The sequence below is a fragment of the Corynebacterium sp. MSK195 genome (genome assembly GCF_030228885.1).
Taxonomy (GTDB): Bacteria; Actinomycetota; Actinomycetes; order Mycobacteriales; family Mycobacteriaceae; genus Corynebacterium.
The window spans coordinates 270249-289377 of the sequence record NZ_JASPGT010000002.1 but is presented as its reverse complement, the minus strand read 5'-3'; the positions used below and the strand labels follow the sequence as shown (position 1 = coordinate 289377).

General features: G+C 63.3%; 15 protein-coding genes and 1 tRNA gene. 8 read left to right on the top strand and 8 right to left on the bottom strand.

What is annotated here, in order from left to right:
• Positions 1-110: 110 nt before the first annotated feature.
• Positions 111-2474 (bottom strand): Zn-binding domain-containing protein, encoded by a 2364-nt coding sequence (locus QP909_RS03265; protein ID WP_284766118.1) that lies wholly within the window; start codon positions 2472-2474, stop codon positions 111-113.
• Positions 2475-2650: 176 nt separating this feature from the next.
• Here QP909_RS03265 and QP909_RS03260 point away from each other — a divergent pair, with 176 nt between their 5' ends.
• The gene (locus tag QP909_RS03260) at positions 2651-2854 is read left to right on the top strand and encodes a cold-shock protein (RefSeq protein ID WP_284766117.1); all 204 of its coding nucleotides are present in this window, start codon (positions 2651-2653) and stop codon (positions 2852-2854) included.
• Between the two features lie 30 nt (positions 2855-2884).
• Here the strand turns inward: QP909_RS03260 and QP909_RS03255 are convergent, their stop codons facing one another.
• Positions 2885-3514, bottom strand: coding sequence for a DedA family protein (locus tag QP909_RS03255; protein WP_284766116.1), 630 nt, complete (start codon positions 3512-3514; stop codon positions 2885-2887).
• Between the two features lie 248 nt (positions 3515-3762).
• Between QP909_RS03255 and topA the strand changes: the two genes are divergently transcribed.
• Together topA and QP909_RS03245 are read left to right on the top strand one after the other, a co-directional pair.
• A complete protein-coding gene (gene topA, locus QP909_RS03250) occupies positions 3763-6738 on the top strand; it encodes a type I DNA topoisomerase (RefSeq protein WP_284766115.1) in 2976 nt (991 codons plus the stop codon).
• 18 nt (positions 6739-6756) lie between these two features.
• The gene (locus QP909_RS03245; protein ID WP_284766114.1) at positions 6757-7353 is read left to right on the top strand and encodes a hypothetical protein; all 597 of its coding nucleotides are present in this window, start codon (positions 6757-6759) and stop codon (positions 7351-7353) included.
• On the opposite strand, the gene QP909_RS03240 is transcribed toward QP909_RS03245, so the two are convergent.
• Complete coding sequence (locus tag QP909_RS03240) at positions 7303-8541, bottom strand: DUF418 domain-containing protein (RefSeq protein ID WP_284766113.1); 1239 nt, start codon at positions 8539-8541, stop codon at positions 7303-7305. The two genes, QP909_RS03245 and QP909_RS03240, sit on opposite strands and share 51 nt — an antisense overlap.
• A gap of 11 nt (positions 8542-8552) precedes the next feature.
• On the bottom strand, positions 8553-10085 hold the full coding sequence (locus tag QP909_RS03235) for an adenylate/guanylate cyclase domain-containing protein (protein WP_284766112.1): 1533 nt from the start codon (positions 10083-10085) through the stop codon (positions 8553-8555).
• 37 nt (positions 10086-10122) lie between these two features.
• Between QP909_RS03235 and QP909_RS03230 the strand changes: the two genes are divergently transcribed.
• Both QP909_RS03230 and QP909_RS03225 read left to right on the top strand, forming a co-directional pair.
• Positions 10123-11322: a DNA polymerase III subunit delta' gene (locus QP909_RS03230; protein ID WP_502868556.1), complete on the top strand. Its 1200-nt coding sequence runs from the start codon at positions 10123-10125 to the stop codon at positions 11320-11322.
• 76 nt (positions 11323-11398) lie between these two features.
• Positions 11399-11474 (top strand) — tRNA-Thr (locus tag QP909_RS03225).
• A 54-nt stretch (positions 11475-11528) separates the two neighbouring features.
• Here the strand turns inward: QP909_RS03225 and QP909_RS03220 are convergent.
• Complete coding sequence (locus QP909_RS03220; RefSeq protein WP_284766110.1) at positions 11529-13151, bottom strand: AMP-binding protein; 1623 nt, start codon at positions 13149-13151, stop codon at positions 11529-11531.
• A gap of 151 nt (positions 13152-13302) precedes the next feature.
• On the opposite strand from QP909_RS03220, the gene QP909_RS03215 reads away from it, so the two are divergent.
• The 3 genes from QP909_RS03215 to QP909_RS03205 are packed head-to-tail and all read left to right on the top strand — an operon-like array spanning position 13303 to position 15870.
• Complete coding sequence (locus QP909_RS03215; RefSeq protein ID WP_284766109.1) at positions 13303-14118, top strand: GDSL-type esterase/lipase family protein; 816 nt, start codon at positions 13303-13305, stop codon at positions 14116-14118.
• Between the two features lie 52 nt (positions 14119-14170).
• The gene (locus QP909_RS03210) at positions 14171-15256 is read left to right on the top strand and encodes an S-(hydroxymethyl)mycothiol dehydrogenase (protein ID WP_284766108.1); all 1086 of its coding nucleotides are present in this window, start codon (positions 14171-14173) and stop codon (positions 15254-15256) included.
• Positions 15256-15870 carry an MBL fold metallo-hydrolase gene (locus tag QP909_RS03205; RefSeq protein ID WP_005323087.1) on the top strand — a complete coding sequence of 205 codons (615 nt, stop codon included), beginning with the start codon at positions 15256-15258 and terminating at the stop codon, positions 15868-15870. Before QP909_RS03210 ends, QP909_RS03205 begins: the two co-directional genes overlap by 1 nt.
• 3 nt (positions 15871-15873) lie before the next feature.
• On the opposite strand, the gene rfbA is transcribed toward QP909_RS03205, so the two are convergent.
• Genes rfbA through rfbB form a run of 3 tightly spaced genes read right to left on the bottom strand, consistent with a single transcriptional unit; the run spans position 15874 to position 19076 of the window.
• Positions 15874-16722 (bottom strand): glucose-1-phosphate thymidylyltransferase RfbA, encoded by an 849-nt coding sequence (gene rfbA / locus QP909_RS03200; RefSeq protein ID WP_284766107.1) that lies wholly within the window; start codon positions 16720-16722, stop codon positions 15874-15876.
• Positions 16723-18078, bottom strand: coding sequence for a dTDP-4-dehydrorhamnose reductase (rfbD, locus tag QP909_RS03195; RefSeq protein WP_284766106.1), 1356 nt, complete (start codon positions 18076-18078; stop codon positions 16723-16725).
• A 2-nt stretch (positions 18079-18080) separates the two neighbouring features.
• Positions 18081-19076 (bottom strand): dTDP-glucose 4,6-dehydratase, encoded by a 996-nt coding sequence (gene rfbB / locus QP909_RS03190; RefSeq protein WP_284766168.1) that lies wholly within the window; start codon positions 19074-19076, stop codon positions 18081-18083.
• Between the last annotated feature and the right edge of the window lie 53 nt (positions 19077-19129).

Below are 19129 nucleotides of genomic sequence, written 5' to 3'. Positions count from 1 at the left end.
GGAGCGGTTTCCTCATCGGCGTGAGGAGCTGTTGCAGCGCAGCGCGGACTATGAATACGCGCGGGCGCAGCGAGTAAATGAAGAAAAAGGCAGAACCGCTTAAGTTGCGGCTAGCTCTGCGTCATGGTGACCAGCGCACCCAGTAGCTTGATGGCGCCGTCCTTGCTCAGCGGATTGTTTCCGTTACCGCACTTGGGCGATTGCACGCACGACGGACAACCGGCTTCGCACGGACAAGAGCGCACCGCCTCGAAGGTGGCCTCGATCCATTCGGGGAAGCGGCGGAAGCCTTCCTCAGCGAAACCGGCGCCGCCGGGGTGGCCGTCGTAGACAAAGACGGTGGGCAATTGCGTATCGGGGTGCAACGCGGTGGACACGCCGCCAATGTCCCAGCGGTCGCAGGTGGCGATAAGCGGTAGCAGGCCAATGGCGGCGTGCTCGGCCGCGTGCAAGGTGCCGGGCGTATCGGAGGCGGTAACCCCCATCGCAGAAAGCGCCATCGGATCGATGGTGTAGGCCACCGCCCGGGTGACCAGGCGCTGTTCGGGGAGATCGAGGGGGATATCGTCGCCAATGGTGCCGTCGGCAAGCCGCACCTGGTAGCCGGTGACGCGGTCGGTGACCTCCACCTCTACGTCCGCCACCCACAATCCTGGGGAGTAATTGACCAGGTTATCGGCCTCGCGCAGGATGCGGATATCCGTGGTGGAGCGCGGAGTCGTGGAATAGTCCGGGGCCTCGGGCCGGGCCAGCGCCAGGTAATCGCTGAGGATGAGCTCCTCGATGACGAAACTTTCGCCCTGGTGCAGGTATACCGCGCCGGGGTGGACCTGACTGGTGGCGCGGGCGGCGTCGATGGTGCCGAGCAGGCGGCCGTCGGAGGAATCCACAATCATGACTTCCTCGCCCGCTCCACCGCGCAGCGAAACCGCGGTATGGGCCGTCTCCGGGGAGAGCTCTTCCGGCGCATGGGCGGGGATGGGCACGGCGAACCAGCCGCGCTCGCGGCGGCGCAGCAGGCCAGATTCGGCCAGCTGGTGAACCACATCCTGCGCGCCCCAGGCGGCAATCGTGGCATCATCCAGCGGCTTTTCCACCGCGGCGCAATAGACGTGGCCGAAGAGGATATACGGATTGGCCGGATTGAATACGCTGGCCTCCACGGGCCAGCCCAGCAGGGCCTCGGGGTGGTGGACCAGGTAGGTATCCATCGGCTCATCGCGGGCGATGAGCACCACGAGCGAGCCCTGCCCGCGGCGGCCGGCGCGCCCTGCCTGTTGCCAAAAACTTGCGACGGTCCCCGGGAAACCGGCCGTGACCACGGCATCGAGCCCACCGACATCGATGCCCAGCTCGAGGGCGGAGGTGGTGGCGACGCCGAGCAAGGAGGCGTCATCAAGCGCGCGCTCCAACTTGCGGCGGTCCTCGGCCAGGTAACCCGCGCGATAGGCGGCGATGCGCTGGGCAAAATCGGGGCGGCCGAGGCTACCGGAGAGTACCTCGGCCGCGCGCATGGCCACCACCTCGGCCGAGCGGCGCGAACGCACAAAGGTCATGGTGCGCGCGCCTTCTGCGATGAAGGAGGCCATCATCTCGGCCGCCTCGGTGGTGGCGGCGCGTCGCACCGGCGCTCCGTGCTCGCCCTCGGCCCCTTCGATAAAACCCGGTTCCCATAGCGCCACGGTGCGCGCGCCGGTGGGGGCGGTGTCCTCCGTAATCGCGTGGGCGGGTCGGCCGGTAAGGCGCTGCGCATGCCGGCCCGGGTCCTTCATGGTGGCCGAGGCATAAATAACCGTCGGCCGCGAGCCATAGTGCGCGCACAGGCGCAGCAGGCGCCGCAGCACCAGCGCTACGTTGGCGCCGAATACGCCCCGGTAGGAATGGCATTCATCGACGACGATGAACTCCAGGTGCCGCAGCAGCCGCGCCCACCGCGCATGCGCCGCCAGCAGGGACATATGCACCATATCCGGATTGGAGAAAATGAACCGCGAATGATCGCGCACGCCCGCGCGGGATTCCTGCGGTGTATCGCCGTCATAGGGCGAGGGCACTACGTCCCTGAGCGCCGGAATGCCCCGACACAGCTCGAGCACCGCCTGCAGCTGGTCCGAGCCCAGCGCCTTGGTGGGGGTGAGATAGAGCGCGCAGGTGGTTGGGTCCTGCGCTAACCGGCTCAGGATGGGCAGCTGGTAGCCCAGGGACTTTCCCGAGGATGTGCCGGTAGAAATCACGGCATCCTCGCCGCCCCAGGCCGCTTGCGCCAGCTCGGCTTGGTGGCTATATAGCTTGCCGACGCCCCCATCTACCAGCTTCTCCTTTAATTCCGGCAGCACCCACTCGGGCCACTCGGCATACTGCGCGCGCTGCGGCGGCAGGGTGGTCTGAAATGTGAGAGTGGACTCATCGAGGCGGCGCTGGATGAACTCGAGGAGCTCTTCTCCCAGGGGATTATCCGTTTCCGGGTGAGCCAATTTCTACCCCCTCGTGAGTTAGGCCTATCGCTTTGGCGTGGAACGTGTCACACTGATATGAGGCCAATGATGTCTTGGTGCGGTGTTTACACTTTAAGGTACTGCTAAAGGACGCATTTACCGAACCCCTCGGCGCGGAATCGCCGCACCGCTAATCAAGAAAAGGACTGCACACCATGGCACAAGGAACCGTTAAGTGGTTTAACTCTGAAAAGGGCTACGGCTTCATCGAGCGTGCGGACGGCGAAGGCGATATCTTCGTCCACTACTCCGAGATCCAGGGCAGCGGCTTTCGCACCCTAGAAGAAAACCAGCAGGTCACGTTCGAGGTAGGCTCCGGTCCGAAGGGCGAGCAGGCCCAGGCCGTGTCCGTCATCTAGGCGGCCCGTTCCCTCGCTAAGGACTTCCCGCTACGGCGTTTCGGCGTAGCCGCGGCGGGTATCCCACCACTCGGTGAACTTATTCTGCAGTTTCTGCAGGCCCACGCCGATGATGACGGCGGCGATGATGCTGATCACCACAGCCAGCACCGGCGAATTGGAAAAGGCCATGCCGCCCAAGTAGCCAATGGCGAGTGCTTGGGCAGCCCAGAGCGCAACGCCAATGGTGTCGAAGAAAACAAAGACGATCCACGGGAAGCGCATGGACCCCAGCAGGATGGTCATAAACAGGCGCGCTGAAGGAATGAAGCGGGCAATAATAATGGCCGCACCGCCGCCGCGGCGCATATTGCGCTTGACCCAGTTGAGCCCCTCGTAGGCCTTCGATCCCTTAGGTACGCGCTGGAGCAGGGGCATAAACCGTGTGCCCAGCAGGAAACAGAGATTATCGCCCATCATGGCGGCAATGAGCGCTACAAAAAACATGGTGGGCAGGTGCGGAAAGCCCTGGGAGCCGGACCAGGCGCCGGCCATGTTTAGCGGGATTTCAGAAGGCAGCACGGGGAAGAAGCAGTCACCAAAGATCAGTACGCCCACCAGCGGGTAGATCCACTCTGTGGACATGACAGTTTCAATCCACATAGTGATGGTGTCAACCATGAATCCTCCCCGGGCGTCGTCTTGGGTGTGCTATTGTGCCCCACAATGCTTTCACAGCTACTGGGCGTTCTAAGTAGGCCAGTATAGACCCGTTCCGTGGGGGTACATAGTGCCCCTGAAAACGGCCTTTTGGCAGTACCGCGTATATGGTGCGAGAAAGGAAATGCAGATCAACTGTGTACGCTAGGGGCGATTGCTGAAAGCGTGCATACCTTATTGTTCGCATCATCGAAAGGGATGAAGTCGAAGTGGCAGAAGCAGCCGGGCCGGGAAAGACCTTGGTGATCGTCGAGTCGGCGACGAAGGCGAAGAAGATTCAGCCTTACCTCGGAGATAACTACATCGTGGAGGCCTCCGTGGGCCATATCCGCGATCTTCCCCGCGGTGCTGCGGACGTGCCGGCTAAGTATAAGAAGGAATCCTGGGCGCGCCTCGGCGTGAACCCGGAGGATGACTTCGCCCCGCTGTATGTGGTGAGCCCCGATAAGAAGAAAAAGGTCGCGGACCTCAAGTCCAAGCTGAAGCAGTGCGACCAGCTCTACCTCGCAACAGACCCCGACCGCGAGGGCGAGGCCATCGCCTGGCACCTGCTGGAGGTGCTCAAGCCCAAGGTTCCGGTGCGCCGCATGGTGTTCAATGAGATCACCAAGTCCGCGATCCTGGAGGCCGCGGATAATACCCGCGATCTGGATTACAACCTTATCGACGCCCAGGAAACCCGCCGCATCCTCGACCGACTCTACGGCTATGAGGTCTCCCCGGTGCTGTGGAAGAAGGTCATGCCGCGGCTTTCTGCCGGCCGCGTGCAGTCGGTGGCCACCCGCGTCATCGTCGAGCGCGAGCGCGAGCGCATGGCGTTCATCCCCGCGGACTATTGGGACCTGGCCGCCACGCTAGATACCGGCGCTGCGGACGCGGACAACCCCGCTACTTTCGACGCCCGCCTCACGGCCGTCAATAGCAAGCGCGTGGCCTTGGGCCGCGACTTTGATGACCGCGGAAACGTCAAGAGCAAAGACGTCATCGTCATCACCGAGCCACAGGCCAAGGCGCTAGAAACCGCGCTGCGCGGTGCGGATATGCAGGTCGCTGGGGTCGAACACAAGCCCTATACGCGCAAGCCCTATGCGCCGTTTATGACCTCGACGCTGCAGCAGGAGGCCGGCCGCCGCCTGCACTTTACCTCTGAGCGCACCATGCGCATTGCGCAGCGCCTGTACGAAAACGGCCACATTACTTATATGCGTACGGACTCCACCTCGCTGTCCAAGCAGGGCCTGTCCGCCGCGCGCAACTCCGCCACCAGCATCTATGGCGCAGAGTACGTTTCTGATTCCCCGCGCGTGTATGACCGCAAGGTGAAAAACTCCCAGGAGGCTCACGAGGCTATCCGCCCGGCTGGCGAGTCCTTCGCCACCCCGGGCCAGCTCTCCGGCCAATTGGATGCGGAGGAGTTTAAGCTTTATGACCTGATTTGGAAGCGTACCGTCGCCTCCCAGATGGCCGATGCCAAGGGAACCTCCATGAAGGTCACCGTGGCGGGCAATGCCACTACGGATAACGGCAGCTACGACGTGGAATTTTCCGCCACCGGCCGCACCATTACCTTCCCCGGCTTCCTGAAGGCCTACGGCGCGGACGAGGCCAAGGGTGATAAGAAGGGCGAGACCCGCCTGCCGCACTTGGAGGAGGGCCGCGCCCTGACCGCCAAGGAGGTCTCCGCCGAGGGCCATTCCACCAACCCGCCGGCGCGCTATACCGAAGCCAGCCTGGTCAAGAAGATGGAGGACCTGGGCATCGGTCGCCCGTCCACCTACGCGTCCATCATCAAGACCATCCAGGACCGCGGCTATGTAGTCTCGCGCGGCAATGCGCTGGTGCCTTCGTGGGTTGCCTTCGCCGTTGTGGGCCTGTTGGAGGAGAACTTCACCGAGCTGGTGGATTATGACTTCACCTCTTCCATGGAAGACGAGCTAGACCAGATTGCCACCGGTATCGAGGACGGCACCGCTTGGCTCAATGGTTTTTACTTTGGCAACGCCGAGGCCAACGAGCAGAAGGCGGCTTCCATTGCCCGTCACGGCGGCTTGAAGTCGCTTATCGACGTCAATCTGGAGGCCATCGACGCCCGCAAGGTCAACTCCCTGCGCCTCTACACCGACACCGAGGGTCGCGACGTCTTCGTCCGCGTGGGCCGCTACGGCCCGTATATCGAGCGCGCCGTTGGCACTAACGACGACGGCAGCATTGAGTATCAGCGCGCTAACCTATCCGAAACCGTCACCCCGGACGGCCTGAACGAGGAGCTGGCGGAAAAGCTCTTCGCCACGCCGCAGGGCGGCCGCGAGCTGGGCGAGAACCCGGAAAACGGCCGCATGATCGTGGCCAAGGAAGGCCGCTTCGGCCCCTATGTCACCGAGGTCGTCCGCGAGGATGAGCGGGAGAAGGCCGAGGGTGAGGCCGAGGAGATCGTCGCCAAGGAGCGCGCCGAGGAGGACAAGCAACGCGCCGAGGAAGGCAAGCGCGCCAAGAATTGGGAAACCAAAACGGCCGCAAAGCAGAAGGAAAAGCGCGTCAAGGAGTACATCGAAAACAAACTCAAGCCGGGTACGGCTTCGCTGTTTAGCTCGATGGAGCCTTCTACGGTCACCCTCGAAGAGGCACTTAAGCTGCTTTCCCTGCCGCGTGAGGTGGGCGAGGACGACGGCGTGATGATCACCGCGCAGAACGGGCGCTATGGCCCGTATCTGAAGAAGGGGACCGATTCGCGCTCGCTGGCTAAGGAAGAGCAGATCTTCACCGTCACCTTGGACGAGGCCCGCCGCATCTACGCCGAGCCGAAGCGTCGCGGCCGCGCAGCGGCTCAGCCGCCGATTAAGCAGCTGGGCGATAACGACGTCTCCGGCAAGCCCATGACCGTCAAGGACGGTCGCTTCGGCCCGTATGTCACCGATGGCACCACCAATGCCTCCCTGCGCCGCGGCGATGATCCAGAGCAGCTTACCGACGCCCGCGCGAATGAACTCCTTTCCGAGCGCCGCGCCAAGGAAGCTTCCGGCGAGACCAAGAAGAAGTCCACCAAGAAGTCCTCTAAGAAGACAACGAAGAAGAAGGCGACCAAGAAGGCCACCAAAAAGTCCACGAAGAAGGCTGGCAAGAAGGCAACTAAGAAGCCTTCGCCCGGCACGAAGAACGTGGTAAAGGCCGGCTCGCGCAAGAAGTAACCGCGTAAGGTGGCGGGCATGAACGATTTTCTTGCCCGTACCCAAGAAGGCGCCGCGGCCCTGTGGCGCGCCGTTACCGACATCAGCGCACGGCCGCAGCTTTTGGCCTCGGTTCGCGAAGAGCCCGCCATTGGCGCCGGAGTTGTAGCCGGGGCCATCGCCCAAGTGGAAAAGGCCCGCCGGCTGACCCGTCCTTCGGCGCTCGGCGTGGCGGCCGTAACGGCGAACCACGCCGCCTATGCGTGGAGCCTCTATCGCCGCGGCGCGCGCAATGATGCCCTGGGCTGGGGCCTGCGCGCGGCCGCATGGGGCGCGGGCGTTGCCGCCACTCGCACACAGCCGACGGCCGCTGCGGTCGCGGTGGGCGGCGCGGCCGTGCTCACGACCTCGGCTTTAGCGGGGGATCCAGTGCTGCGCACCGATGCCGGCAAAGGCATGAGCCACGGCGCCAACCTGCTCGTTGTGGCCGAGGGGCTGACGGCCCTGCGCGCGGCGCTCGCGCAGCACTATCGCGGTAAGCGGAAGCAGGGGGCGCGCCTAGTGGGCGCGGCCGAGGCGGGCGCCCTAGTTGTCGGTCACTTGCTGCTCCTTGATGGCCTGTGCCGCACGCGGTAGCTGCGGCTGCATCGTCGGACCGTAGGACAGCCGGCGGTGCACCGCCTCGAACGGCCCGCGGCGGTCGAAGATTTCCAGCACGCAGGCCCCGATAAGCGTGGCCAACCACACCGCGAAGGCCAGCGCGGCCTGGCCGAAGGCACCCAGATCGTGGCCGAAGTCCAGCGTGAACGGGTGCACGAGGAAGAAAAAAAGAATGGACTGCCCCACGTAGCCGCTCATGGAGCGCTTGCCCAGCGCCGCAAAGGGCCACAGCACCGCGGGCAGCGGCGCGCCGGCCGAGAGTCGCTCCTGCACCGGCTGCAGCAGCAGCGCGAGCCCGGCCAGGATGCCAGGCCCGGTAAAGACGCCGATGAAAGCGTTGGCATTATTGGCCGCATTGGCCCAGCGCTGCTCGATGACCCCCAGCGTGCTCAAAGACCATAAGGTACCGATTACGACGGTAATGGCCACCGCAATGGCGACCCAGCGCAGGAGGGTGGGGCGGTGAGAGGGGACGTCGGCAAGCACGCCCTGGCGCGCCCACACAAAGCCCACCAGCATGACGGGCAGGTACATCAGCATAATGATCGGCGTGGCAATGGCCTGGCTGCCTAAAGTAATAAGCTGGCTGAGCAGCAGATCGGGGTAGGACTCGATGGTGCCAATGCCCTCCGTGGCCACCACGCCGAGGGGATCCATGGCGCCGGAAATAAAGGCCACAACTCCGCCCAGCGCGCACAGCGCAAACAGAATATAGGCAATGAGCATGAGGGTAGAATCCCGTTTGCGCAGCAGAAAGGCGATGATAATTCCCGCCACGCCATAGAAGAACATAATGTCGCCCCAAAACAGCAGCACCAGGTGCACTGCGCCCATCGCCGCCAAGAAGGCATAGCGCTTGGCGATGACCCTGCGCGCCGCCCGCACCGGAAACCCGCGCCGCCACAGACTCATCGCAATGAGCCCCACGCCAAAGCCGAGCAGGGTAGAAAACATGGGCAGGCCGCGGTTGTGGACAAAGAAGGCGCCAAAGACGACGGCCGCCTTATCCCACGCGCTGTCATCGATGATGCCGCCGAAATAGCTGCCCGGCCGGTCGGTGGTGATGATCCATGCCGTGGTCATATTGGCCATGGCGATGCCTAGAAGGGCCATGCCGCGCGCCACATCGGGCACGATCATGCGGGGCCGGGAAGCTGAGCTCACTGAAAACCTCGTTATACCTCGGAACGTTCTGCCAGGGTAGCGCGGATAGGGCGAGCCAGCTGGGTCATGCGGTGACGCCCGCGCAGCTCAATGGATTTCATCATAGTCCAGCGGGCCTGCTCGGCCTCATTGGCGGTCTTGAGCGTGGCGGCGTTGGTGAGCACCTGGCCCGGGGTGTCCTTGGCCAGCTCGGTCAGGCGCGCGGCCTCGTTTACAGCGTCACCGATGACGGTGTATTCAAAGCGATCCGCGCCGCCGATGTGCCCGGCGACGACGTGCCCCGCCGCCACGCCGATGCCCGCTTGCAGCTCCAGCCCGCGCAACTCGCCGCGCAGCTCGCGGGCGGCCTGCAGGGCCATGGAGGCGGAATCATAAACATTGAGCGGCGCGCCAAAGACAGCCAGCGCGGCATCGCCCTGGAACTTGTTAATGATGCCCTTGTTGCGGTGCACCACCTTGACGACGTGCTCGAAGAACTTATTGAGCTCCTCCACTACCTCCTCAGGGGAGTGGTTGACGGCGAAGGTAGTAGAACCGATGACGTCAATGAAGAGCACCGCGACCTTGCGGTCCTCGCCGCCCAACTCGGGGCGCTCCTCTAGGGCGCGCTGCGCCACCTCGGCGCCGACGTAGCGGCCGAAGATATCGCGCACGCGCTGGCGCTCGCGCAGGCCACGCATCATCTCGTTGAAACCGGCCTGCAGTACGCCCAGTTCGGACCCGTCATAGATATCGACCTCGGCATTGTTCTCGCCGCGGCGCACCCGGTTAATGGCGTCCTGCAGCTCCACAATCGGGTCCACCACGCTCATCACCGCGAAGCTAGTACCGATAAACCCGGTGGCCAGGGCGGTAAGTGCCAGGGCCGTGATGGCGGGAACCAGGTCTCCTGCGGTGCCGGAGAAGAGCCCGGTGCGCTGGGCGATGAGCACCAGCAAGATGCCGACCAGCGGCACGCCGGAGGTCATCAGCCAGGTGGAAATCAGCCGGTATTTGATGGGCGGCTCCAGGGTGGCATCCTCGAAGCGGCGCGCCACCGCCTGGGCGGCCACCGGGCGCACGAGGCGTTCTGCCTGCAGGTAGGTCAAGATGACCACTACGAGGCCGGCCAGGGTGGCGGACACTCCCACGACGAGTCCGAGGCGGCCGGATTCCCGGGCGGAAATCACCACGGCCAGGATGATGCCGATGAGCCACACCGCGGCCGCCACCACGGATTGGTAGACGGGGATACGCATGACCAAGTTGCGCACCATATTCGGATCGTGCTCGTCCGGGTTGCGCTGCCAGTCCAGCACCGGGCGGAAAAGCAGCAGGGTGACGGCGATGCCGATGACCACGGCAAAGATGAGGTACACCGCGGCGACGCCCATCAGGCTGGGCAGCTCGGCGGCAAAGTCCTTAATCTCCGGCATCGGTAGGAAATAAAGGACAAAGGTCATGATCGCTATGGCGCCAATGAGATTCGCGCCAAGGACTAAGGCGGCGTAGACCGGCCATTGGGTACCCATGAGCCATCGTGCGCCGCGCAGTAGTCTGTTCATGCCTTCATACTTTAGTAAGACCAGTAGGCTAGGGCGAGTGAATACCGGAAGCGTTGCGCAAAGATTGGCAGATACCCCAGGTGTGGCTCGCACCATCCTGGGCGCCGCCCGGGCAGCTCGGGGGATGCCGGGGGCAGACCCGCGGGCGATGAGCCATTCCTGGCTGTTTACCGGCCCGCCGGGCTCCGGCCGTTCCCTGGCCGCCATCGATTTTGCGGCCGCGCTCATGTGCACGGACCCAGAGGAGCCGGGCTGCGGCCGCTGCGAGGCCTGCCGCGCGGTGCTGGAGACCAAGCAGCACACCGATCTGGTCCTCGTGGATCCGCAGGAGGTCATCATTCCCGTGGATACGGTGCGCGAGGTCATCGGCCGCGCGGCGAGCCTGCCCACGGTGGCCCCTTGGCGCGTGGTGATCTTCAATAATGCTGACCGCCTGAACAATAACGGTGCGAATGCCCTGCTCAAGACGGTGGAGGAGCCGCCGGCGCGCACCGTAATTATCATGTGCGCTCCTTCCGACGCCCCCGAGGACTTCTCCCAAACCCTCCGCTCGCGCTGCCGTCACCTCTACATCCCCTCCCCGTCGGTGAAGAGCATTACCGCTCAGTTGGTCAGCGAGGGCGCCTCGGATCACGACGCCCACTTGGCCGCCCTTACCTCCCTCCGCCACGTCGGCAGGGCGCGGCGCCTAGTCAACGATCCGGCCGTGCAAAAGCGCCGCGCGGTGGCCATCAACCTGGCAGAAGAGGTCTTCCACGGCTCTCAGGGCTTCCAAGCGGTGACCTCGCTGCTGAAGATGGTGGACGCGGAGGCGAAGGACTCGCACAAGGAACAAGAAGAGGCCGAGCTGGCGAAGTTGGAACAAACCCTCGGCGTGGGTGCGAAGGGCAAGGGCGCGGCCAAGGCACAGCGCGACGCCCGCTCCGCCATTAAAGACTTACAGGATCAGCACAAGAAGCGGGCCAAGCGCCGCGTGATCGACAACCTGGACCTCGTGCTTGTTGATCTCTCCGGCGTCTACCGCGATGCGCTCATGCAGAAGGTGGGGGCGCAGGTGGATCTGACCCACCCGGACTTCGCCGGTCTTTCCGGTGAGCTCGCGCAGCGCGTGAGCGAGGAAGGCCTGTTGGACTGCCAAGCGGCCATCACGCTGTGCCGCGAGCAGCTGACCCAAAACGTCGGCACGCAGATCGCCTTCGACGGGTTGGTGGGCCGCCTGCGCCGTGCGTGCCTGTAGGTGGGACCCGATTTCTATTCCGCGGCGCCCCTAGGTTAAACTCTCTCTTGCTGCACTGGCGCATGCCAAGCAGCGCGCCGCCTTAGCTCAGTCGGTAGAGCATTTCACTCGTAATGAAAAGGTCGCGAGTTCGATTCTCGCAGGCGGCTCCACAGCGGCCGCAGGTTTTATTGCCTGCGGCCTTTCGCGGTTTTGGGGACAGCGCGTTAAGCCTCGCCGTGGTTAGTCAAGAGGCGCGGGACCACCTTGCCGGTAGCGTTGCGCGGGAGCTTGGCTAGGAAGTGCACGTCGCGCGGAACGGAGTGATCGGCAAGCTTGGTGCGGACCCAGTCGCGGATGGCGTCGGCGGTGAGGGCCTTTCCGGCGGCGTCGGCAGTAGGCACCGCCCACACGGCGATGCGCTGGAAAGTCTCGCTATCCTTTACGCCACCGGCGTGGACCTCGTGGATGCCGGGCATGGCCTCGAGGACTTCGGTGACGGACTGCGGGTGGACGTTTTCGCCGCCGACGATGATCATGTCATCGGCGCGGCCGACCACGTGCAGGAAGTCGTGCTCGTCGATGTAGCCCAAGTCTCCAATAGAGATGAGCCCGTCCACCTTATTGAGCCGCAGGTTCGGGTTGGTATAGCCGGTCATTGCGGTGGAGTTGGTGAGGTAGATCTCTCCCACCTTGCCGCGGGGAACCGGGTGGCCCTCCTTATCGAGGATGCGCAGCTTCGTGCCCGAGGCCACGCGCCCGGCGATGGTGGGGTTGGCGGCCACCTGGTCCATGGTGGCGGTCGTCGCCAGTGCGAGCTCGGTGGATCCGTACACGTTGCACAGGATGGCGCCGAAGCGCTCATTGGTCTCCTTGACCACCTCCGGGGTCAGCGCATTGCCGGCCGAGGCAATGAATTTCAGGCTCGAGGTATCGAACTCGCCGGCCGGGTCGCGCTCCACCAAGCGCTTAAAGAAGATGGGGGAGGAAATCATGCCATCGAGGCGGTAGCGCTGGACGTCGTCAAGCACTTGCTCCGCGTCGAATACGCGGCGGGTGACGATGGTATTGCGCAGGCCCAGCGCGATATTGATGCAGGCCCAGCCCCAGGTATGAAAAATGGAGGCGGTGAGCTGCAGGCGCTGGTCGGCGCGCCACGGAATCGTATCCACGATGGAGGCCAGCACCACGGGCAGGGTCGGTTCCGGCCGCACAATGCCCTTCGGAATGCCGGTGGTGCCGGAGGACATGAGCACGATTGGGCCGTGCTTGGGGAAGCGCGGCAGCTCCACGGCCGGTGGGTTCTTCACAATCTTGTCCAGCTTCGGCAGATCGCTTGCGCCCGTATCGTGCGCGATAATGACCGGGATATCGGTGTCCACGCGGTCGATGAACTCATCATCCACCACGAGCACGTTGATGCCATTTTCCTCGATGCAGCCGGCCAGCTGTTCCGGGGAAGAACCCACGTTGAGCAGGTAAATAGAAGCGCCCACATAGCCCTTGGCGCCGAGTGGAATGATGATGCCACGGCCGTTGCGCGCCATGACGCCGAGGCGAATCTCGGGCAGGTCCAGCGAGCGGAGATAGCGGGCGAAGCCCTGCGTGTGGGTGCGCAGCTGGCGGTAGGTGAGGGTGCCGTCGTCGTCGATAAGCGCCAAGCGCTCCGGGCAGGCGAGGTAGCCCTGTTCTATCTCGCGCGCGGTGGTGAAGCGGTAGCGGGCCAGGTTCGGCAGCAGATTGAGCTGGGCCTTCGCGCCGCCTTGGTGGCTGACAAGTCCGGCGTTAAGAAGCGCCGGCACGAACCGGCCGAGGGCTGCAGCGTGGAATGTGAAATCAGAAAAATTCACGATCGGGAAAGCTCCAAATTAGCGAAGATAACGAAAAGATAACTATGGACGATATCGTGAGAGAGGCGGGCGGTGTTGCCGCCAACTCGAAATATGTTACAGAAGTAACTACAGTTACCTGAAGTTACTGGTGTTTCTAGAAAAGGATCTCATGAAATCTCTGCAGCTGAAAGTACTCTCCGTGGTGGCTTCCGCGCTGGCTGTCGTAGGCGTGGCTGTCGCGCCGCAGGCCACCGCCGCGGAGCGCAACCTAGTGGCCTTCGGTGATTCCGTCTTGGCGGATCCAGACGCCGGCTCCTACTTCGCCCACCGCTACGATCCCTCTAAAGGTGTGGGCGTAGATTGCCCGACCTCCAATAACTACGCCAAGCGCGCCGGCGCCAAGCTGCGCCTTCCGGTGCGGGACTTCTCCTGCTCCGGTGCCGTGTCCATGTCTCGCGGCCCGCAGGTTTCCCAGCAGGTGGATGCGGCCATCCGCAGCGGTGCGCTGACTCCGGCTACCAACCGCGTGGTTATTACTACCGGTTTCAATGACACCTATAACCACCGCGAGCTCAACCTGCCGCAGATTCGCAAGCAGTTTGCGGACCGCACCGCGCCTCAGATTGAGCGCATCAAGCGCGCGGCCCCGAACGCCCGCGTCCAGATCGTTGGCTACCCCACCATCGGTTCTGGCCCGTACTACTGCCTCTTCCACTTCGGTCCGCGCCCGGCCGATTCCACCTTCCTGCCGCCAATCCAGGACTTTGAGAATAAGGCGCAGTGGATGCAAGTGGACCTGGCGGCGCGCACCGGCGTGCAGTTCCTAGACCTGAAGCCCTCTACCCGCAATAACGGCATGTGTGCCGATGCAAACCAGCGCATGTGGGCTGGTCTGGTGGACTTTACTGGTGGTGACGGCAACCTTCCCATCCATATGAACCAGCGCGGCCACGAGCATACGGCCAACGTCATTGCCCGCTCTTAAAACGAGTTTTCAATAATGCGCCGGTTTTGAAAATATCGGTACGCTCGGGCGCATGACTGTAAAAGCTGTTATTGCCCGTTCCAAGGGCGCGGAAGTCGAAACCGTCAACATTGTCGTTCCTGATCCCGGCCCTAACGACGTCATCGTGCGCGTCCAGGCCTGCGGTGTGTGCCACACCGACCTTGCTTACCGCGATGGCGATATTGAAGACGCCTTCCCCTTCCTGCTCGGCCACGAGGCCGCAGGCGTGGTGGAAACCGTAGGTTCTGCGGTTACCCACGTGGAGGAAGGCGACTTCGTCATTTTGAACTGGCGCGCCGTGTGCGGCGAGTGCCGCGCCTGCAAGAAGGGCGAGCCAAAGTACTGCTTCAATACCCACAACGCCTCCAAGAAGATGACCCTCGAGGATGGCACCGAGCTCACCCCTGCGTTGGGCATCGGTTCCTTCGCTGAGAAGACCCTGGTCCACGAGGGCCAGTGCACCAAGGTGGAAGACACCGACCCAGCCGCTGCCGGCCTACTGGGCTGCGGCATCATGGCGGGCCTCGGCGCGGCCGTGAACACCGGCGATATCCAGCTCGGCGAGTCCGTTGCCGTCTTCGGCTGCGGCGGCGTGGGTATGGCTGCCATTGCGGGCGCCAAGCTGGCGAGCGCGGCAAAGATCATTGCCGTGGACATCGACGAGTCCAAGCTGGAGACCGCCCGCGAGTTCGGCGCGACCGACACCATCTGCTCCAAGGACCTTTCGGAGCAGGAGGTTATTGACGCTGTCCGCGAGCTCACCGGCGGCTTCGGCACCGATGTCTCTATCGACGCCGTGGGCATTCAGCCCACTTGGCGCCAGGCCTTCTACTCCCGCGACCACGCCGGCCGCATGGTCATGGTGGGCGTGCCGAACCTCACCGACCACGTGGATATCCCGGCCATCGACCTCTACGGCCGCGGCGGTTCCATCAAGCCCGCGTGGTACGGCGATTGCCTCCCAGAGCGCGATTTCCCCGCTTATGTGGCGCTGTCTAAGGCCGGCAATTTCCCACTGGATAAGTTCGTCTCTGAGCGCATTGCGCTTGACGACGTCGAGCAGGCCTTTGCCACCATGAAGTCCGGCAAGGTTCTACGTTCGGTGGTGGAGTTCTAATGCGTATCGATAGCACGGTTACTTCTGGCAAGTTCCGCCTCGATGGCGGCGAGTGGGACGTGGACAATAACGTCTACGTCGTGGGCGATGACTCCAGTGTGTACGTGGTGGACCCCTCCCACGACCTCGATGCGGTAGCAGAGCTCGTTGGCGACCGTCGCGTGGAAGGCATCTTGCTCACCCACGCGCACAATGACCACTGCGAGCTCGCCCCCGAGGCCGCAAAGCGCTTCGATACCGAGGTCTACCTGCACCCGGACGATGACATGCTGTGGCAGGAGTCCAATGGTGATGCTCCGTACACGCCATTGGCGGACCGCGGCCAGTTCGATATTGGCGGCGAGAAGATTACGGTCTACCACACCCCGGGCCACTCGCCGGGCTGCGTGGTGCTGCACGTGGGCGAGACGCTGCTGTCGGGCGATACGCTCTTCAACGGTGGCCCTGGTGCCACCGGCCGCAAGTACTCCGACTTCGATGTGATCATCGAGTCGCTGAAGAACGTCGTCTTCACCCTGCCGGAGGACACCAAGGTCCTGCCAGGGCATGGCGACGCTACCACGGTGGGCGCGGAGGCCGCGCGCATCGACGAATACATCGAGCGCGGCTACTAGCCTCTAGTACGCCCGCAGGTACTCGCCGTAGCCGGACTTGAGTAACGGCTCGGCGAGTTTTTCTAGCTGGGCGCGGTCGATGAAGCCCGCCTCGTATGCGGCGACCTCGGGCGATCCGATAACGATGCCGGTGCGTTTTTGCATCACCTCGACGTAGGCGGAGGCCTCGCTCATCGAGTCCACCGTTCCCGTATCGAGCCACACGCTGCCGCGGTGCAGGCGCTGGACATTCAGCTCGCCGCGGCGCAGGTACTCCTCGTTTACCGCCGTGATTTCCAGTTCACCGCGGCCGCTGGGCTCGATGCCCTTGGCTATCTCCACCACGGAGTTGTCATAAAAGTACAAGCCCACCACCGCGTGGTTCGACCGCGGCACTTCCGGCTTTTCCTCGATGCTCAACGCATGGCCTGCGGCGTCGAATTCCACGACACCATAGCGCTGCGGATCCGAGACCTCGTAGGCGAAGATGATGCCGCCCTCCGGATCCTGGCAGTGGGCGAGCTCGCCGCCGAAGCCGTGGAAGATATTATCGCCGAGTACCAGCGCGACGCTGTCGTCTCCAATAAACTCCTCGCCAATCAAAAAGGCCTGCGCGAGCCCCTCCGGCCGCGGCTGAACTGCATAATCGATCATCACCCCAAGCTGCGATCCATCGCCAAAGAGGCGCTGGAAGGCCCCCGCATCCTCTGGGGTGGTAATGATAAGGATCTCCCGAATACCCGCCTGAATGAGCGTGGTTAGCGGGTAATAAATCATCGGCTTGTCATAAATGGGCATGAGTTGCTTCGAGATGCCCTTGGTAATCGGGTAGAGCCGCGTGCCGGAACCGCCGGCCAGGATGATGCCTTTCATTTAATCCTCCGGGTACAGCGCCAAGTACAGGGCAAGGGCCGCGCGCCAGTTCTGCGGCTTGAAGCCCGTAGCCTCGATTTTATCTAGCGCAAGCGTCGACTCCTTGGGGCGCGGCGCCTCTGGGCCCGCGATCTCGCGGTACTGCTCGGTGCTTACCGGAGTGACCTCGGCCGGGTCGTGGCCGAGCCCGATGAACACGGCCATGGCGATCTCATCGCGGCCCACGGTATCGCCCGAGTTGGAGAGGTTATACACGCCGTAGTCCGCGTCGGAATTGAGCAGGTGGACGATGCCCTTGGCCAGGTCCTCGGCAAACGTGGGCCGCCCGCGCTGGTCATGGATGACCTTCGGCTCCACACCCTTGTTGGCCAGCCGGCGCATGGTGGACATGAAATTCTCACCATCACCAAAGACCCAGGAAGTACGGATGACGTAGTGCTGCGGCGCGGTCTGTGCGGCGGTATCGCCCGCGGCTTTCGACGCCCCATACGCACTCAGCGGCGACGGCAGTTCCTCCTCGGTGTGGACCTCGTTGGTGCCGTCGAAGATATAGTCGCTCGACACATGCACCAGCGTGAGTTGGTTCTCTGCGGCGATGCGCGCCAGCCGTGCGGGCGCTTCCGCATTGACGGCCCAGGCGGCGGCGCGGTCGTTTTCGGCACCGTTGACGTCGTTATACGCCGCGCAATTGATGATGGCGGAGTACTGCTTCCAATTCCGTTCTGGTGGGTCGGTGATGTCGAAGTCGGCGTGGGTGCACAATTCGGCGTCGGCAAGCAGGCGCTTGAGCGCACGCCCCAACTGCCCGTTCGCGCCGGTGACGAGGATGCGGCGGGCGGGCATCGGGCTCACCTCTACAAGAGCGGGGTGCTGCTTGTCTTTCTCCGAAATCTCGGTGGGCTCCAGCGGCCAGTCGACGATGTTGAGGTTCACCGCGGCATAGCGAGCCTCGGCCGACCAATGCTCATTGACCAGGTAACAGTAGGAGGTTTCCTCCAGCGCCTGAAAGCCATTGGCGACGCCCCGCGGGACAAACACCGCAGTCTCCGGCCCCACCTCGTGGGTGACGACCTCGCCAAAGCTTTCCGATCCCTCGCGCAAGTCGCACCATGCGCCGAAAATCTTGCCCTGCGCCACCGAGACGAGCTTGTCCCACGGCTCTGCGTGCAGGCCGCGCGTAGCGCCGGCGTGATTAAAAGAGATATTGTTCTGCACCGGCTGGAAGCTCGCGAGCTCTGGCGCGAGGCCGGTGAATTTCTCGCGTTGCCAATTCTCCTTGAACCAGCCGCGGTTATCGCCGTGCACGTCGAGGTCGATGATGAGCAGCCCCGGGATGGCGGTTTCGGTAATGCGCATATTTACTGTCCTTGCTGCTTGTAGCGGGCTTCCACGTTTTCTTTCTCGGGCTTCCACCAGCCTTCGTTATCGCGATACCACGCGATGGTGTCTTCGAGACCGGCGCGGATATCCGTGAACCGCGGGGTCCATCCCAGCTCGCGACGCAGCTTGGCGGCGTCCATCGCATAACGTTGGTCGTGGCCGGGGCGGTCCGCCACGTGCTCATAGAGCGCGCGCCCATTGCGGGTGTGGCCCATGATTTCGCAGATCAGCTCAATGACCTGCTTATTATTAATATCTTCCTGGTCTGCGCCGATATTGTAGGTCTCGCCGATGCGGCCCCGCTCGAGGATGGCGAGCACCGCTTCGTTGTGGTCATCGACGTGGATCCAATCGCGCACCTGCTCGCCGGTGCCATAGAGCTTTGGCGTGTGACCGGAGAGGATATTGGTGATTTGGCGGGGGATGAACTTCTCGATGTGTTGGTACGGCCCGTAATTATTGGAGCAGTTTGAGATGGTGGCGCGCAGCCCGAAGGAACGCACCCATGCCCGCACGAGGTGGTCAGACCCCGCCTTGGTGGCCGAGTAGGGGCTGGAGGGAGCGTAGGCGGTGTGCTCAGTAAACTTGGTGTCTGCCCCGATTTCCAGGTCACCGAAAACCTCGTCAGTGGAGACATGGTGGAAGCGGGTATCGTGCTTGCGGCAGGCTTCCAGAAGGTTGAAGGTGCCTACGAGGTTCGTGTGGATGAAGGGCGAGGGGTCGCGCAAAGAATTGTCGTTATGGGACTCGGCGGCAAAATGAACCACTACATCGGCAGCGGCGACGCGCGGTTCTACGGTGGCGGGATCGGCGATATCGCCTTCCACGAGGTCAATATCGAGGCCGGCGAGGTTAGCGCGGTTTCCGGCGTAGGTGAGTTTATCGAGCACCGTAACGCGGGTATCGGGACGCGCCTGGCATATAAGGCGCACGAAATTGGCGCCGATAAAACCGGCGCCGCCAGTGACGAGCATCGTTTGCATGGTTATCCAGTGTAGGGCAGTCGGGCGCGCGGCTGTGGCAGGCT

Bases quoted from the DNA above. Each gene is read 5' to 3' on its own strand.
- QP909_RS03235 (WP_284766112.1), bottom strand. From the start codon at position 10,085: ATGAACAGACTACTGCGCGGCGCACGATGGCTCATGGGTACCCAATGG.
- QP909_RS03210 (WP_284766108.1), top strand. From the start codon at position 14,171: ATGACTGTAAAAGCTGTTATTGCCCGTTCCAAGGGCGCGGAAGTCGAA.
- QP909_RS03245 (WP_284766114.1), top strand. From the start codon at position 6,757: ATGAACGATTTTCTTGCCCGTACCCAAGAAGGCGCCGCGGCCCTGTGG.
- rfbB (WP_284766168.1), bottom strand. From the start codon at position 19,076: ATGCTCGTCACTGGCGGCGCCGGTTTTATCGGCGCCAATTTCGTGCGC.
- QP909_RS03205 (WP_005323087.1), top strand. From the start codon at position 15,256: ATGCGTATCGATAGCACGGTTACTTCTGGCAAGTTCCGCCTCGATGGC.
- rfbA (WP_284766107.1), bottom strand. From the start codon at position 16,722: ATGAAAGGCATCATCCTGGCCGGCGGTTCCGGCACGCGGCTCTACCCG.
- QP909_RS03215 (WP_284766109.1), top strand. From the start codon at position 13,303: ATGAAATCTCTGCAGCTGAAAGTACTCTCCGTGGTGGCTTCCGCGCTG.
- rfbD (WP_284766106.1), bottom strand. From the start codon at position 18,078: ATGCGCATTACCGAAACCGCCATCCCGGGGCTGCTCATCATCGACCTC.
- QP909_RS03255 (WP_284766116.1), bottom strand. From the start codon at position 3,514: ATGGTTGACACCATCACTATGTGGATTGAAACTGTCATGTCCACAGAG.
- QP909_RS03260 (WP_284766117.1), top strand. From the start codon at position 2,651: ATGGCACAAGGAACCGTTAAGTGGTTTAACTCTGAAAAGGGCTACGGC.